Annotated in this window: 13 protein-coding genes; 3 read left to right on the top strand and 10 right to left on the bottom strand. The window is 67.7% G+C overall.

All coding sequences use genetic code 11. The features are described 5' to 3' along the window. Positions 1-3: 3 nt before the first annotated feature. The 7 genes from OYT95_RS12230 to OYT95_RS12200 form a co-directional block, all read right to left on the bottom strand. On the bottom strand, positions 4-741 hold the full coding sequence (locus OYT95_RS12230) for an ABC transporter ATP-binding protein (protein ID WP_268791564.1): 738 nt from the start codon (positions 739-741) through the stop codon (positions 4-6). Then, positions 738-2561 (bottom strand): branched-chain amino acid ABC transporter ATP-binding protein/permease, encoded by a 1824-nt coding sequence (locus OYT95_RS12225; protein WP_268791562.1) that lies wholly within the window; start codon positions 2559-2561, stop codon positions 738-740. The genes OYT95_RS12230 and OYT95_RS12225 overlap by 4 nt, the downstream gene beginning before the upstream one ends. A gap of 3 nt (positions 2562-2564) precedes the next feature. Further along, complete coding sequence (locus tag OYT95_RS12220; protein WP_037230511.1) at positions 2565-3422, bottom strand: branched-chain amino acid ABC transporter permease; 858 nt, start codon at positions 3420-3422, stop codon at positions 2565-2567. 22 nt (positions 3423-3444) lie between these two features. Then, positions 3445-4662, bottom strand: coding sequence for an ABC transporter substrate-binding protein (locus OYT95_RS12215; RefSeq protein ID WP_268791560.1), 1218 nt, complete (start codon positions 4660-4662; stop codon positions 3445-3447). Positions 4663-4781: 119 nt separating this feature from the next. Continuing rightward, positions 4782-5537: an SDR family NAD(P)-dependent oxidoreductase gene (locus tag OYT95_RS12210; RefSeq protein WP_268792235.1), complete on the bottom strand. Its 756-nt coding sequence runs from the start codon at positions 5535-5537 to the stop codon at positions 4782-4784. A 133-nt stretch (positions 5538-5670) separates the two neighbouring features. Next, on the bottom strand, positions 5671-6732 hold the full coding sequence (locus OYT95_RS12205; protein ID WP_037230505.1) for a lysylphosphatidylglycerol synthase transmembrane domain-containing protein: 1062 nt from the start codon (positions 6730-6732) through the stop codon (positions 5671-5673). Between the two features lie 26 nt (positions 6733-6758). After that, positions 6759-7541 (bottom strand): SDR family NAD(P)-dependent oxidoreductase, encoded by a 783-nt coding sequence (locus tag OYT95_RS12200; protein WP_128639902.1) that lies wholly within the window; start codon positions 7539-7541, stop codon positions 6759-6761. 139 nt (positions 7542-7680) lie between these two features. On the opposite strand from OYT95_RS12200, the gene OYT95_RS12195 reads away from it, so the two are divergent. Then, positions 7681-8418 carry a VIT1/CCC1 transporter family protein gene (locus OYT95_RS12195; protein ID WP_268791559.1) on the top strand — a complete coding sequence of 246 codons (738 nt, stop codon included), beginning with the start codon at positions 7681-7683 and terminating at the stop codon, positions 8416-8418. An 11-nt stretch (positions 8419-8429) separates the two neighbouring features. Here the strand turns inward: OYT95_RS12195 and OYT95_RS12190 are convergent, their stop codons facing one another. From OYT95_RS12190 to OYT95_RS12180, 3 genes are read right to left on the bottom strand one after another with little or no spacing between them, the layout of a single operon-like run. After that, positions 8430-9314, bottom strand: a complete 885-nt coding sequence (locus OYT95_RS12190; RefSeq protein WP_112301205.1) for a universal stress protein — start codon at positions 9312-9314, stop codon at positions 8430-8432. A 46-nt stretch (positions 9315-9360) separates the two neighbouring features. Continuing rightward, complete coding sequence (locus OYT95_RS12185) at positions 9361-10896, bottom strand: CYTH and CHAD domain-containing protein (RefSeq protein ID WP_268791558.1); 1536 nt, start codon at positions 10894-10896, stop codon at positions 9361-9363. A gap of 45 nt (positions 10897-10941) precedes the next feature. Next, entirely contained in the window at positions 10942-11898 is a 957-nt protein-coding gene (locus OYT95_RS12180) for a pseudouridine synthase (protein WP_268791557.1), read from the bottom strand. Between the two features lie 84 nt (positions 11899-11982). On the opposite strand from OYT95_RS12180, the gene OYT95_RS12175 reads away from it, so the two are divergent. After that, the gene (locus OYT95_RS12175; RefSeq protein WP_268792234.1) at positions 11983-14025 is read left to right on the top strand and encodes a CocE/NonD family hydrolase; all 2043 of its coding nucleotides are present in this window, start codon (positions 11983-11985) and stop codon (positions 14023-14025) included. A gap of 40 nt (positions 14026-14065) precedes the next feature. Then, positions 14066-14944 (top strand): oxidoreductase, encoded by an 879-nt coding sequence (locus OYT95_RS12170; protein WP_037230488.1) that lies wholly within the window; start codon positions 14066-14068, stop codon positions 14942-14944. Positions 14945-14958: the final 14 nt, after the last annotated feature.

Genomic DNA, 14958 nt, shown 5'->3' with positions numbered 1-14958 from the left:
TTTTCAGCCGACGCGTCCGAAGTAGGCGTCGCGAATCACCGCCCTGTCATCGATCTCGCCCGCATCCGCATCCATGACGACGCGTCCGACGTCGAGGACCGTGACGTGGTCGGCCACGCTCATCGCAGCATCGACCGCCTGCTCGACGAGAAGCACCGCCAGCCCCGCCTCCTTGAGGACGGTCACGCGCTCCATCACTTCGTTGACGATCACGGGCGCCAGTCCGCCGGAAGGCTCGTCGAGCAGAAGCAGGGTGGGTTCGGCCATCAGGGCCTGCCCGATTGCCAGCATCTGCTGCTGCCCGCCGGACATCGCACCCGCGAGCAGACCACGTTTACCGCCGAGGACGGGAAACAGGTCGTAGATGCGCGCCACCTCCTCGCGGATGGCCGAGCGTCGCATCTTGCGGACGTACCCGCCGAGAATCAGGTTCTGTTCCACGGTCTGCCGGTGGAACACCCTTTTTCCCTCCTGCACGTAGGCCATGCCCTGACGGACCCGCCGGTGTGGCGGCACCTTCGAGATGTTGCGGCCGTCGAACTCGATCGTTCCCGCGGACACCTTGTTCAGTCCCGAGATGGCGCGCAGGGTGCTGGTCTTCCCTGCGCCGTTCCGCCCGAGCAGTGCGGTGACCTTGCCGGGCCACACGTCGAGCGAGACGTCCCACACCACCCGGAGGTCGCCGTAGCCGGACTGCACATTCCGCAGGCTCAGTAGGGGCTTCGTCGTCTGCTCGCTCATGAGGTCGCCTCTCCGGCCAGTTCCGTGCCCTCGGCGACCACGCCGAGGTATTCGCTGAGTACGCGCGGGTCGTGTTCGATCTCGGACGGCGCACCCGCCGCGATGACGCGTCCCTGGGCGAGTACGACGATGGTGTCGGCGAGTGCCAGTACCAAGCGGAAGTTGTGCTCGACCAGCACGATCGTGCATCCGGCATCCCTGAGCTGCCGGATCAGCCCGGCAAGACGTTCCACTTCGTCCTCGTCGAGGCCGGACGCCACCTCGTCGAGCAGGAGGAGCCGTGGCTCGGCGACCACCGACCGGGCGACCTCGAGAAGCCTCCGCATACCCAGGGGGAGTGCAGTAGCGGTCTCGTCGCGGAGATGCGACAGCCCCACGATGTCGAGTGCGCGTTCCGCCTCGGCGACGTCGCTCTCGCGGACCTTGTGGTGGCGGGGAAGCCGCAACACGGTCGACAGCATCGAAACTCGATCGGTGCTGTATCGACCCGAGGCCACGGCCTCGAGAACCGTGACGCCGTCGGGGATGTCGGGTGTCTGGAAGGTGCGCGCCACGCCGCATCGGGCGACCTGCTCCGGCGCTCTGCCCTGGACCTCGTTGTCGCCGATCAGGATTCGCCCGCTGTCGGGACGGTAGAACCCGCAGATCATGTTCAGCATCGTCGTCTTGCCCGAGCCGTTCGGTCCGATCAGTGCGGTGATGTTGCCCGGTTCCGCACGCAGCGACGCGTTGTCGAGTGCCTGGTTGCCGCCGAATGCCTTCGAGATGCCGTCGACCACGAGCGTCTGACCCGACATCGGGTCCATCGCGGATCGGTTCGCGGGCCTGGGGCGGGTTCCTGTTCTGCTGCCGGTCAGGCCCGCTGCCCGGTCCAGCCGTGCCGCGGCCTGCTTGGCGACTTTCGCGAGGCCACCACTGAGGAGGACGCCGCCGAGAATCAGGAACCCACCGTAGAAGACCAGGGCGTACTGCTGGAACTCGGACGATTGGTTCGGGCCGAGTTGCATGATCGCTGCCCCGACCGCCGCACCGTAGACGCTCGTCGCGCCGCCGAGGATGCACGCCGCCAGAACTGCTGTGGCGAAGGTGAATCCGAACGCCTCGGGTGATACATACATGTCGATGTTCGCGAACAATGCGCCTGCGAGGCCGGCGGGGAATGCGCCGATCGCGTAACCGAGAAGTTTCATCCGGAACACCGAGATGCCCACCGAGGACGCCAGGACCGGGCTCTGTTTCAGTGTGCGGAACGCGATGCCGTGCCGGGAGACCACCAGGTTGCGCATGACCGCGAACCAGAGGATCGCGACGATGACGACGACCGTGTAGAACCGGTCGCCGTCCACTACTTCCCCGAACAGGGTTGCCGGTTCGATCCCGCTGAGTCCGTTCCGGCCGCCGGTGGCGTCCCCGAAGACGGCGATGACGTCCGGGACGAGGAGTACGAGGAAGAACGAGGTCATCGCCAATGACCAACTCCCGAGCCGCAATCCGGGAATTCCGGTGACGATACCCACCGCGAGCGCGACCAGACCCGAGGCGATCAACTGCAGCACGATGTCCGTGTAACCGGCGATCGACATGAGCCCTGCGGTGTATGCCCCGGCCGCGTACATCGCGGCTTGGCCGAGCGCGAGTTCACCCGCATAGCCGAGACTGAGGTTGAGTCCGCTGACGACCAGCGCGAGGATGCAGGCGAGTTGCACCTGGCGGGACACCGCGAAATCGAGACCGAACTCCGGCAGGAACAGCACGAGGAGGCCGACGGCGAGTGGGAAGAGCCAACTCGGAGCCGATCGAATCAGGCGCCACAGGGACATTGTCTACACCACCCGTTCCCGCACCCGGCCGAACAGTCCGGCCGGACGCACCATGAGGATCGCGATGAGGACCACGAAGACCGCGATGTTGCTGTACTGGCTACCCAACTCGAGCGCCGCGAACGACTCGACGAGACCGACGGTCAGACCACCGACCAATGCGCCGGGGAGCGAGCCGAACCCGCCGATCGCCAATGCGACGAAGCCCTTGATGGCCAGCGCCGAACCCAGCGTGGCCACCGCAAACGTCTTGGGACCGACGAAGAGCCCGAGGAATCCGGCGAGCGCGCCGGAAAAGGCGAACGCACCGAGAGCGAGCGCCCGGACGTTGACACCGCGCAGGAGGGCGGCTTCGCGATCCTCGGAGATGCCCAGGAGGGCGAGACCTGTCATTGTCCGTGTCCCGGCCCGGCCGAGGACGACCACCAGCACGATCGCCAGAACCAGCAGCACGATCTCGACCGGATACGTGCGGCCGCCGAGGACCGTGATCGGATCGTTCGAACCGAAGAACGGGACGGTGAGCGGTTCGCTTCCCCAGATGAGCTGCGTCGCACCGTTGATCAGCGTCGCGGCGCCGAGCGTGGTGACGAGCTGATTCTGGTGATCACGGACGGGCCGGACTGCAATGATCTCCTCGATACCGGCCAGGATCGTCACCGTGACCGTCGCGGTCACCGCCACGACGAGGATCGGCAACTTCAAGGTGACCAGTCCGGTGTAGGCGACGAAGGTTCCGACCATCATCAGCTGGGCCTGAGCGAAGTTGAACGTGTGGGACGAGATGAAGACGATGTTGTAGCCGATCGCTACGAGCGTGTAGACCGCCCCCAGCGCGAGGCCAGACCAAACTATGGTCACCGGGATCTCCTGTGGTCGAGTGTCACGCGCTCGGGTTTCCGTACTGGCCGTTGAGGAGTGGGCTCGGAGGCACGAACTTGTACGCTTCGTCTCCGGGTTTCGACGCGTGCGAGTCCGCCGAGAAGTGATAGGACGGGGAGAACGCGGTCTCGGCGCTGTCGAGGACTTCCTGGTTCTCGAGCGCATCGGCGAGGGCTTCGGGATCGGACGAGGTTCCGGCTTTGTTCGCGGCAGCCACGACGAGGGGCAGTGCGTCGTAGTTGTCGGCGAGGATCAGCGTCGACGGGATGTCGCCCATGGCCTTCATGTTGTCGACCATGGTGTTGACCGCGGTGTCGTCAGCGTCGTGGACGGTGCTCGAGAGGACGTGCATGACCAGATTCGCCGTTGTCGGAGTGCCGAGCACACCTTCCGGTGCAGCCTTCGAGACCAGCGACGTTCCCGCGACCGAGGTGTTTCCGACGAGCGGAATGTTCCAGTCGAGCCGCTGAAGGCTCGCGAGTAGATACCCCAGTGGTGCCCCGTAGGCGTCCACGACGAGCGCCTGCGTGCCTCGGTTCTTCAGTGATTGCAGCTGCGCAGTCATGTCGAGTGCTGCGGTGTCGTACTCCTCGGATCCGGTGCTACTCACACTTTCACCGCTCAGCGCGTCTTCCATCGCCTGCCCGAACACTTCACCGTAGGCGCTGCTCCCGTGGACGACGCCGACGGACTGATATCCCTTGCCCTTGATGTATCGCGCGATGGTCTCGGCGTTTTCGGCCGGTCCCGACGCGAGGTCGAAGTTGAGCGGGTATTTCTCCGGATTCGCCGAATCCTCGGTGGGCCCGATGTTGAACGAGAGGATCTTGTTCTGCGCGAGGATCGGCAGGGTCGCGGTGGTGATGGTCGACGGGCCCGAGTTGAGAAAGAGGTCGGGCTTCTTTCCCGACGCGATGGCCTCTCGCAGCTTGGACACGGCAGTGGTGGCGTCGCCCGCGTCGTCGACGACGGTGATCTCCACTTGGCGTCCACCGACGCCGCCGGCCCTGTTCACCGCCTCGGCGCTTGCCTTCGCTGCGAGCACGGACGTCTGAGCATTCGCGGCGAGCGCGCCCTGCCCGCTGATTCCGCCGGTCACGAGCACCCGGTACGGGCCGCCGGCGGCGTCGGCGTCGTCTGCGCCCGCGCCGGAACAGCCGGTGAGCGCGAGCGCGGTCACGGCGAGCGCCGCAGTGAGAGCTGAGGATCGAATTCGCATGGGCGCCCCTTTGACGTCACGGAAAGCAAGCAAGTGCTTGGTTCGGCAAAAGGTAGCAGAACTAACGGTCGCTGTCCGCCGAATGTCCCACTCGGCGGGACGATCTCGACGTGCCGCGCTCAGCGAAACGACTGCCGGATCACCGGTTCTCGCCGCTCGAGGATGGTGGCGGTGTGCTGGCGCACCATGGCGTCGAGGTGCTCACCCTGCGGTGCGAGCCAGAAGTCGCCCCGGTCGATGCCTGCGAAGACCAACTCGGCGAACGTGTCGGCGTCGAGTCCGTCGGTGCCGAGCAGGTCGCGCATCTGCGCGACCATCCGGTCGACGGCAGGATGGGAGACCGCCCCGAACGGGTTGTCGAAGACGGACGTGATGACGGGCCCCGGCGCGAGCACGCTCGCGGACACCGGGGCGCCCACCATGCTCAGCTCCATCTGCAGGCACTCGGTGATCGCGACGACCGCGGACTTCGATGCGCTGTACGGCGACATCATCGGCCCGGGCGCGAATCCGCCGACCGATGCCGTGTTGACGACGCGTCCGCCGCCGTCCTGGTCGATCATGCGCGGAACGAACGCCCGGATCCCGTTGACGACACCCGTGACGTTGACACCGAGGGCGGCGTCCCAGTCGGATTCGCCGAGTTGCCAGAGGAATCCGGCCCGCATGATTCCCGCGTTGTTGAAGAGCAGGTCCACCCGGCCGAACGAGTCGTACGCGAGATCGGCCAGGGCGTGGACGGACCCGGAGTCCGCGACGTCGGTCGCGCACGTGAGGGCGGCTCCGCCCAGGTCCGCGGCCAGACGGTCCAGTGCGGTCGTGTCGATGTCGGCGAGGATCACGGCCATACCGCGGGCGTGCGCGTGCCGGGCTATCCCCGCACCGATTCCCGAGGCCGCGCCGGTGACGACGACGACCTCTTTTCACGTGTTTCCGGTTCCGTCACGGCTCGACCGTAGAACCGTCGTCGGCCGTCCCGGCCCGGGTTTCTCTCTCAGCGGGACGTATTCACGTGCCGCGACGCCACAGCGGTTCGAGGTCCGGGCCCTCGTCGCCCTGCTGTTGCGCACCCCGGAAGCGTGCCGCGAAGACGATCCAGCCGATGGCGGCCATGAGCAGGAAGCTGACCAGCCGGTAGACGACGATCGCGGACACCGCCTCGGCGCCGGTCATTCCGCTGGCGGTCAGTGCGGGGACGAGCACGGCGTCCATCACACCGAGCCCGGCGGGCAGGAGCGGGATGGCCGAACCCGCGGCGTTGCCCGCCGCGTACGCGACGGCGAGTCCGGCGAACCCGGGATGGGCGCCGACCGCGTAGCACGCGAAGGCGAGGCACGAGGCGTCGGCGATCCAGTTGAACAGCGACCACCCGAACGCGCGGGCCGTGTCGCGGCGATCCATCCGGACGGCGCTCATCTGGTTCACGATGTGCTTCCACTGGCGAACACCGGTCAGCGGTGGCTTCTTTCGAAGCGCGTTGAATCCGCGCAGCGCGGTGATGCCGACACCTTCGAGGGCGTCGGGCCGTGATGCGGCGTACTGAGCCACGACGAGGAAGGCGCACAGGCCGCCGAACGTGAAGATCAGCGAGAACGGGTTGGTCTTGGCCCCGACGAGCAGCGCGCCCGCCAGTCCGACGAGCGCCAGCCCGATCGCCTGGAGGACGCCGGCCATCACCAGTTGCCACGTCGCGACCACCGGTGAGGCACCCCAGAGGCGCGTCTGCCGGTACGTGAACGTCGTCGCCAGAACCGGGCCGCCCGGCAGCGTCACGCTCATCGAATTGGAGGCGAACGTCACCGCGAGGGACTGCCGCTGTCTGACGTGCACGTCCGCGACCCCCAGCAGGCAGCGCTGGACCCGGGCGAAACTCGACATCGACGCGAGCGACGCCACGACCGCCGCGGCCACCCATCCCCATTCGAGGTCGCCGAGGTTCTGGACGCTCTCCGAGAGGTCCGGCCAGATGAGGATGATCTCCACCGCGAGCACGACGACGAGCAGGCCGCCGATCACCCATTCGACACGACGCCTGCGGGGCGTCGGGCGGGTGTCGTCGGCGTCAGTCATACCCGTCCATTACACATGGCCGCTGATCACACCGTGTATCCGCCGTCGACGTCGAGCTTCTGCCCGGTGACGAACCCGGCCCGGTCGCTCGCGAGGAAACAGACCGCCTCGGCGATGTCGGCGGCGGTGCCGAACCGGCGTAGCGGTATCCGGCTCATGGCGGCGTCGAGTGCGCGCTGGTCGAGTTCTTCGGAGTTGATCAGCCGCTCGGCCATGCCGTCGGTGAGCATGCCCGGGCCCACCGAGTTGAAGCGGACGCCGTAGCGGCCCTCCTCGGCGGCGAATCCCTTGACCAGCTGTTCGATCGCGCCCTTGGTTCCCGGCGACAGTCCGTCGCGCACCGGGAACCGGCTGGTGGCCGCGGTCGTGACCGCGACGACGGAACCGGACGCCTCCCTGAGTGCGGGCAGGGCGGCCTTGACGACGGTGAAGAAGGCGACGGCCTCCTGTTCGAGGTGCTCGGCGTAGTCCCGGGGAGCGACGTCGGACAGGTGGATCATCGGAATGTGCGGTCCCGCGGCGTGAACGAGGACGCCGAGGCCACCGAAGTGTTCGACGGTCTGCTTCACGACACTCGCGACGCGGGACTGGTCGGTGAGGTCGGCGGAGAACGCCTGCGCGGCGACGCCCCGGCCTTCCAGTTCACCGACTAGGTCCGCGGCGACATCGGCATTGGATCGGTAGGTGATGGCCACGTCGTGGCCGAGGGTCGCGAGTTGACGTGCGATGGCGGAGCCGATGCCGCCGGTGCCGCCCGTCACCAGTGCGGCGCAGCGACGTCGGGGGGTGCTGGTGGCGGGTGTCGCCATGAGGAACTCCAAGCGTGTGAGGAACGAGCGCCCCTAACCTAGCAACTGCTTGGTTTCGGTGTGCGGGGAACGGCTCACCGCGGCCGAGCGCAGCCTAGCCTGGCTACCCGACCAGGTCTTTTCGCCTTAGCCTGAACGCATGTCAGCAGCGAACGCCGAGCGGGCCGAGCCCTCGCGGCATCCCGACGAGCCGCACGCACCCAGTCTGGCGAGCCGCCTCAACTGGTTGCGGGCCGGTGTTCTCGGTGCCAACGACGGCATCGTGTCGACCGCAGGCTTGGTGGTCGGGGTGGCCGCGGCCACCACCGAGCGGTCGGCGATCTTCACTGCCGGATTCGCAGGTCTCGCAGCCGGGGCGGTGTCGATGGCCCTGGGCGAATACGTCTCGGTGAGCACCCAGCGAGACACCGAACGCGCGCTGTTGTCGAAGGAACGCCGCGAACTCGCCGAAACCCCCGGTGCCGAGTTCGAGGAACTCGTCGCGATGTACGAGGCCAAGGGGCTGAGCGACGACACCGCCCGGACGGTCGCGCGCGAACTCACCGATCACGATGCGTTCGCCGCCCACGTGGACGTGGAATTGGGCATCGACCCGGACGACCTGACCAACCCCTGGCAGGCCGCGGGATCCTCGGCGCTGTCCTTCACGCTCGGCGCGCTCGTCCCGCTGCTGGCGATCCTCCTACCGCCTGTGCACCTGCGCATTCCGGTGGCATTCGTCGCGGTGCTGGTCGCGCTGGCCCTCACGGGCACCGTCAGCGCCGCTCTCGGCGGCGCACAGCGCACCCGTGCAGTGCTCCGTGTCGTGCTGGGCGGGGCACTCGCGATGATCGTCACGTACGGAATCGGCCAGCTGGTGGGGACGAGCATCGTCTAGCCGGACGACCGTCACTCGCTCCGGCAGATCATGACCGGACACGTCGCGTGGTGGAGCAGATTCTGGCTCGTGGAGCCCATCAGCGCGCCGAGCAACGGTCCTCGGCCGTGGCTGCCGACGACGATCAGCTGGGCGTCCCCCGCATGCCGCAGGATGACGTCGGCTGCGGCGCCCTGCTCGGCCACCCTGGTCACCGACACGTCCGGGTATCGTTCCGACTCACCCGCGAGGCCCTCGGAGAGCAGTGCCTCCTCTTCCTGCTTGACGGCGTCCCAGTCGACGAGCATGCCGGTGCCGCCCGCGCCGAGTGTCGGGGAGCCCTGCCACGTGTGGACGGCGCTCAGCGGCGCCTCGAAGAACGACGCGAACTCGAATGCGTGGGCCACCGCGTCGCGGCTGAGGTCGCTTCCGTCGACCCCGACCACCACCGGGCGCTGGTCCGGTGTGGTGACCTCACCGCGCAGAACGATCACCGGGCAGGGTGCGCGGTTGGCCACGTGCAGCGCGGTCGAGCCGAGCAGCACCGAACGGATCGCTCCCGTTCCCGTGGATCCGAGCACGATCAACCGGGCCCAGTCGGCGGCCTCGAGCAGTGCGGTGCCCGCCGGACCGGGACTGATGGTCGTCTCGATGTCGAGACCCGGGAATTTCGGTCCCAGCAGCCTCTTCGCCGTCCCGATGATGGCCTCGCCGTCCTCGCGCAGCTGACTGAGGAACTGCGATTCCAGCATGATCGCGGCGGGACTGTACAACGGGCCGTCCTGCGGCAACGCGTGCACGAGCGACAGCGTGGCACCCCACTTCGACGCGACTGTGGCGCCCCACAGGGCGGCGGCGGTGGAGGCGTCGGATCCGTCCAGGCCGACGACGACCGAATGACTGGCGGGTGTGCTCACGTCTGGCTCCCTTCGCTCACGCTGTTGGGTACTCCCCGACTGTGCCCTACTTCCAGACTTTTCGGGCCACCTTCTTCGCGCTCTTCCACTCCGGTTTCACTTCGACTGCCAGTGCGTCACCGCGATCGAGCTCACGCTGCAGCATCATCCCGAGGCCCAGGCTCGACTCGGCGGAGTGCTGATCCTCCGCGACCATCGCGAGGATGTGGTCCCGTGCGACGACCGCGTCCTGGTACTCGCCGAGTACGTCCTGAAATCCCTTGAACCTCGTCTGCGCGCGGTCGGAGCCCTTCGGCGCCAGCGACCGCGTCGACTCGATTACGTAGCGCATTCGTTTGGCGCGCTTGCGCGCTCGGTGCGTCAGCTCGTCGCGCTCGGCCCGGGTGGTCGCGGCCGCCACCTTCCGCACGCGCCGGTGGACGGACTTCGACAACGTGCGCAGGGACTTCGCGACGGACTTCTTCGACGGGCCCGAGCCCCCGGACGCCTCGACGGCGGCGAGGAACGTGTCGAGCCCGGCGAGCAGGTCGAGGTAGCGCTGGGAGTTCAGGGCGGCCAGTGCCGCGGGCCGGGCCGTCGCGGCAAGCCCCGAGAAGTATTCGTCGAGGCGCGCCCGCACGACCTCGCGGTCGGGTATTTCCTCGGCGCCGCCCAGCCGATCGACGAGCCGGCTCCACTGCACCTCGGTGTCCCGCGCCGAGCTGAGGGCCTGACCGACCCAGCGGAGTTCGACGATCAACTCGTCGACGGTTTCCTGATCGCGCAGGCTGGGCCCGTACACCTGGAGGACACTCCGAATGCGCCGGGCCGAGACCCGGAGGTCGTGGACGGACTCCTCGAGGTCGCGCCGCACGCCGAGGTCGGCCGCCACGAGAGAATCCTTCTGCGCCGCGAGATACTCCAGCAGCAGCGTCCTCGGAGCGGAGCCCTTCTTCCTGCGCGCGGGGCGCGGGGTGCCGGTCACCGCGTCGCCGAGCGCCCGCCGCAGCTTCGACGGCGCGTCCGACCGGGTGATTCCAGCATCGGTCAGCCGGGAGTCGATGGCGTCGAACAGGTTTCGGTCGCCGGCCGCGAGTTCGACCTCGATCTCGCGCCACACCCGCTCGTCGGATCCGGTCCCCGTCTCGGGGACGGCAGCGATCACGACGTCCGAGACGACCTCGGCGAGCGTCGTTCCCGCCGCGTCCACGAGCCGCTGCCGCTCGCGGTCGGTGCTGATGAGCGCGACCGGGTTCAGTGCGGCGCCGCGGGTGACAGCCGTGAGCAGTTCCGTGAATTCCCGGGGCACCTCCGTCTCGGGGTGCTCGGCGTCCGGTGCCAGCTGCAGCTCGGTCCGCTCATCCGCGCCTGCCGGGATCTTCAGGTGCCAGCCGGCGTCGTCGCCGCCTTCCCGGCGGCGGAGGGTGATTCCGGCGCGGAGTAGCAGGAGTTCGCCGGTGTCGTAATACAGGGCGGACAGCTGGACGGTGTCGCGTCGCGGTTCACCATCGACACCCGGAAGTCCCGAGAGTGCCGGGAGTTGCTGATCGGATGACGCTTCGTACTTGCGTTCCACTTCGGAGACGGACGTCGCGGTACTCATGTCACCATCTTTCCGCCTGCCCGGGTGGAGGGAAAGAATGCGAGGTCAGCTCGGCCAGTCGAGGCTCCGGACACTCGCGAAGCGTCGTGTGACGCCGGAATAGGGGTCGACGAACTCGACGGACCGGGCCAGCAGCCGAAGCGGCGTCGAATAGTCGTCGGCGGCAACGTCGTAGAAGTCGGGATAGAAGTTGTCGCCGTGGATCGGGATGCCGAGCGAACTCATGTGCAACCGCAACTGGTGCGTCTTGCCGGTGTGCGGCAGCAGTCGGTACCGGGCCGCGTCGCCGTGGACCTCGAGGAGTTCGATGCGGCTCTCGCTGTTGGCGGGACCGTCCACCTCGTAGGCCTTCAGGACGCCCCGCTCCTTGACGATTCGACTGCGGACGGTGACGGGGAGCGGAAGGTCGGGGTCGTGACGGGCGACCGCCTCGTACTCCTTGACCACCCGGCGCTGATCGAACAGCAACTGGTAGTCGCGCCGGACCTCCCGACGCACCGTGAAGATCAGCACCCCGGCGGTCAACCGGTCGAGCCGGTGCGCGGGTGTCAGTTCCGGGAGGTCGAGGTCTCGGCGCAACCGGACCAGCGCCGACTCGGCGATGTACGCGCCGCGCGGGGTGCTGGCCAGGAAGTGGGGTTTGTCCACGACGAGGAGGTCCTCGTCGCGGTGGAGGATCTCGATCTCGAACGGCACCCGCTTCTCGACCGGCGGATCCCGGTACAGGTACACGAATCTGCGGGGTGCGAACGGGGTGGCCTCGGTGATCGGCTGCCCGCGCTCGTCGACGACTTCCGAAGTGGCCACCTTCTCGCGAAGGCGGGTCTCGTCGTGCGGAAAACGTGCGACGAGGTACTCGAGCACGGTGGGCCACGAGCCGTCGTCCGGCATCCTCAGCCGCGTCGGGTTGAGGCCGTCGCGGACGGGAAGTGGGGCGTCGGGCACCCCGTCACGGTAGTCGACAGGCTGCGGAAATCCGCCGTTGACCGCGAGGGGACTCATGGTTACTATCCGGTAAGTTTGTGACGCGGACCACCCTGACTGGTCGCTGAGGCGCGTCATCGGAGGATTTCACGGGGGTTCGTGGTGATCGTGCGTCGATGGGCGTTTCGACCGGGTGCGATAACAGTCGCTCTGGCGGTGGGGGTGGGGCTCGCGGTGGTGCCCACGGTGACGGCGTCGGCGGATCCGACGGGCGGGGCGGCCGGGGCGGCGTGGAACGCCGCGGTCGACGCGCCGCCCGAGTACCCGGTGATCGCGATCGACTGGGACGTCCCCATCACGATGAGTGACGGAACCGTGCTGAAGGCCAACGTCTATCGCCCCGCGGACGCCTCCGGCACACCGATCGACACCAAGATGCCGTCGGTCCTCAATGTCACGCCGTACACGAAGCTGGTCGGCAATCTCGTCGATTCCGTGTTCGCGGCGCCCGGGCTCGAGGACACCGTCGTCGACCTGGTGAACTCCTTCGACCTCGCCGGAACCCCGTTCGACGGCGTCGGTGAAGCGGCGAAGGTGCTCACCGGCGGCGGAATGCGCGTGTTCGGCATCAACCGCGACCTCGTCCGGAACGGATACACCCAGGTGGTGGTCGATGCGCGGGGCACCGGCTTCTCGCAGGGTGAATGGCAGGCGCTCGGTCCGCTCGAGCAGCAGGACTCCGTCGAGATCATCGACTGGATGAGCAAGCAGGGATGGTCGGACGGCAAGGTCGGCATGGCGGGGGTGTCCTACTCGGGGATCAATTCGCTGCAGGCCGCGGGGCATCAGCCGCCGGCGCTGAAGGCGATCTTCCCGACCGAACCGGGCAACGATCTGCTCCGCGACATCGTCGGAACGGGCGGTGGTCTCGGCGTGGGCTTCATGCCGCTGTGGCTGTCGCTGGTCAACGGTCTCAAGTTCGTTCCCGACGTCCAGGCCCTCGCGCAGGGCCGCTTCGACCAGCAGTGGCTGCAGGATCGGTTGCGGGATCCGCTGACGCTGTTCCCCGCACTCATCGAGGCCATGACCGCGCCGGACATCAACGGTCTCGACCCCGGCACGCTGCGGGTGGCGCAGGACGGCGAGTTCTACGAGGAGCGGAAGGCGCAGGCCGCGAACATTCAGGTGCCGACGATGCTCTACGGCGCGTGGCACGACATCTTCGCGAACAGCGAGCCGCGCGTCTACAACGACATCCCGCTGCCTGCCGGTGAGAAGCAGCTGATCATGAGCGACGCCTACCACATCTCGTTCGGCGGCGGCTTCGGTGAACAGGGTGCGCCGCCACGACTCGACGTCCTCGAACGCGCCTGGTTCGACAAGTGGCTGAAGGGCATCGACAACGGCATCGACGAGTACGGCCCGGTCACGCTGTATCAGCAGGGCAACGGCTGGACCACCACCGATCAGTTCCCGCGGGCCGGTGTCGACTACCAGCGGATGTACCTGTCGGGCGCCCCCAGCGGCACCGCCGGGCACGCCGCCCACGACGGCAGCCTGGTGTCGGCGAAACCCGGCGACGCGGCACAGCTCACCGTCGCACCCGGACTTCGCGGGCTCTGTTCCCGCGACGGTGCACAGGGCACCGCAGGCGCTGCCGTCGTCTTCGGGTCGGTGTGCAGCAAGGACTCCCGGTTCAACGAGGCCGAGGGCCTGACGTTCACCAGTGCGCCCGTCGCTCAGCCGACCGAGCTGTCGGGCCCGGTCAATCTGCACCTCGAAACCGTGCTGGACGCCCCGGACGGATTCTGGGCGGTGACGCTGAACGACGTCGCACCGGACGGAACGTCGACTCCGCTCACCAACGGCGCTCTCACCGCTTCCATGCGGGCCGTGGACGATTCGAAGAGCACCAGGTCGGCGAACGGTGACTACACCGAACCGCACCACTATCTGACGGTGGAGGCCCGTCAGCCGCTGGTTCCGGGTGAAGTGACGCCGGTGGACATCAACTTCGTTCCCACCGACGCGGTCCTCGAACCGGGGCACCGGCTGCGCGTCGACGTGTACGCCGGCAGCGTCCCCCGGTATCTGCCGCTCGGACCGATACTGGCCGACAGTCAACTGAAGCCGCAGCACGTCGCGTTGTCCCCGGATCGGCCGAGTTTTCTGAATCTTCCGCTGGTCGGAGCGCAGGCGTGGTGACGGGTTCACGACACGTCCCGAGATCCGTAGGGTTGACGTCATGACCAAGTGGACAGCTTCGGACATCGTCGATCAGAGCGGCCGCACGTTCGTCGTGACGGGCGCCAACAGCGGTCTGGGGGAGGTGGCCGCGCGGGCTCTGGGCAAGGCGGGGGCGCACGTCGTACTGGCCTGCCGCAATACCCACAAGGGAGAGGTCGTCGCACGGTCGATCGGTGACAACGCCGAGGTGCGCCGCCTCGATCTGTCCGACCTCGCCTCGGTGCGCGAGTTCGCGGCCGGCGTCGATTCCGTCGACGTGCTCGTGAACAACGCCGGCGTGATGGCGGTTCCGCAGCGCAAGACCGCCGACGGATTCGAAATGCAGATCGGCACAAATCATCTCGGGCACTTCGCGTTGACCGGCCTGCTGCTCGACAAGATCACCGATCGGGTCGCCACGATGTCGAGTGCCGCACATCAGGCGGGAACGATTCACCTCGACGACCTCAACTGGGAACGCCGCAAGTACAACCGGTGGAGCGCGTACGGGCAGTCGAAACTCGCGAATCTGCTGTTCACATACGAATTGCAGCGCAGGCTGTCCGCGGCGGGGTCACCCGTCAAAGCCGTGGCCGCGCACCCCGGTTACGCGTCGACCAATCTGCAGGCCCACACCGAGTCGGTGCAGGACAAGCTGATGGCCGTCGGCAACCGGATCTTCGCGCAGTCGGCGGAGATGGGGGCGCTGCCGATGCTGTACGCGGCCACCGCTCCCGACGTGATCGGCGGCAGCTACATCGGGCCGGACGGCCTGTTCGAGCAGCGTGGCCACCCGAAAGTGGTGGGCTCCAACAAGAAGTCGCGGGACGAGCACACCGCGCGGGCGCTGTGGTCCCTGTCGGAGGACCTGACGGGCGTCGAGTTCAAGTTCGGGTGACCCGACGCCCGTCA

It is taken from the genome of Rhodococcus sp. JS3073 (assembly GCF_026810085.1).
GTDB lineage: Bacteria > Actinomycetota > Actinomycetes > Mycobacteriales > Mycobacteriaceae > Rhodococcus_F > Rhodococcus_F wratislaviensis.
Note: the sequence above shows the minus strand (reverse complement) of the source record. Positions and strands in the feature narration are given on the sequence as shown.

What these genes read in the sequence shown, in the direction of transcription:
- OYT95_RS12230 (WP_268791564.1), bottom strand. Translation starts at nt 741, where the DNA reads ATGAGCGAGCAGACGACGAAGCCCCTACTGAGCCTGCGGAATGTGCAG.
- OYT95_RS12225 (WP_268791562.1), bottom strand. Translation starts at nt 2,561, where the DNA reads ATGTCCCTGTGGCGCCTGATTCGATCGGCTCCGAGTTGGCTCTTCCCA.
- OYT95_RS12215 (WP_268791560.1), bottom strand. Translation starts at nt 4,662, where the DNA reads ATGCGAATTCGATCCTCAGCTCTCACTGCGGCGCTCGCCGTGACCGCG.
- OYT95_RS12205 (WP_037230505.1), bottom strand. Translation starts at nt 6,732, where the DNA reads ATGACTGACGCCGACGACACCCGCCCGACGCCCCGCAGGCGTCGTGTC.
- OYT95_RS12200 (WP_128639902.1), bottom strand. Translation starts at nt 7,541, where the DNA reads ATGGCGACACCCGCCACCAGCACCCCCCGACGTCGCTGCGCCGCACTG.
- OYT95_RS12195 (WP_268791559.1), top strand. Translation starts at nt 7,681, where the DNA reads ATGTCAGCAGCGAACGCCGAGCGGGCCGAGCCCTCGCGGCATCCCGAC.
- OYT95_RS12185 (WP_268791558.1), bottom strand. Translation starts at nt 10,896, where the DNA reads ATGAGTACCGCGACGTCCGTCTCCGAAGTGGAACGCAAGTACGAAGCG.
- OYT95_RS12180 (WP_268791557.1), bottom strand. Translation starts at nt 11,898, where the DNA reads ATGAGTCCCCTCGCGGTCAACGGCGGATTTCCGCAGCCTGTCGACTAC.
- OYT95_RS12170 (WP_037230488.1), top strand. Translation starts at nt 14,066, where the DNA reads ATGACCAAGTGGACAGCTTCGGACATCGTCGATCAGAGCGGCCGCACG.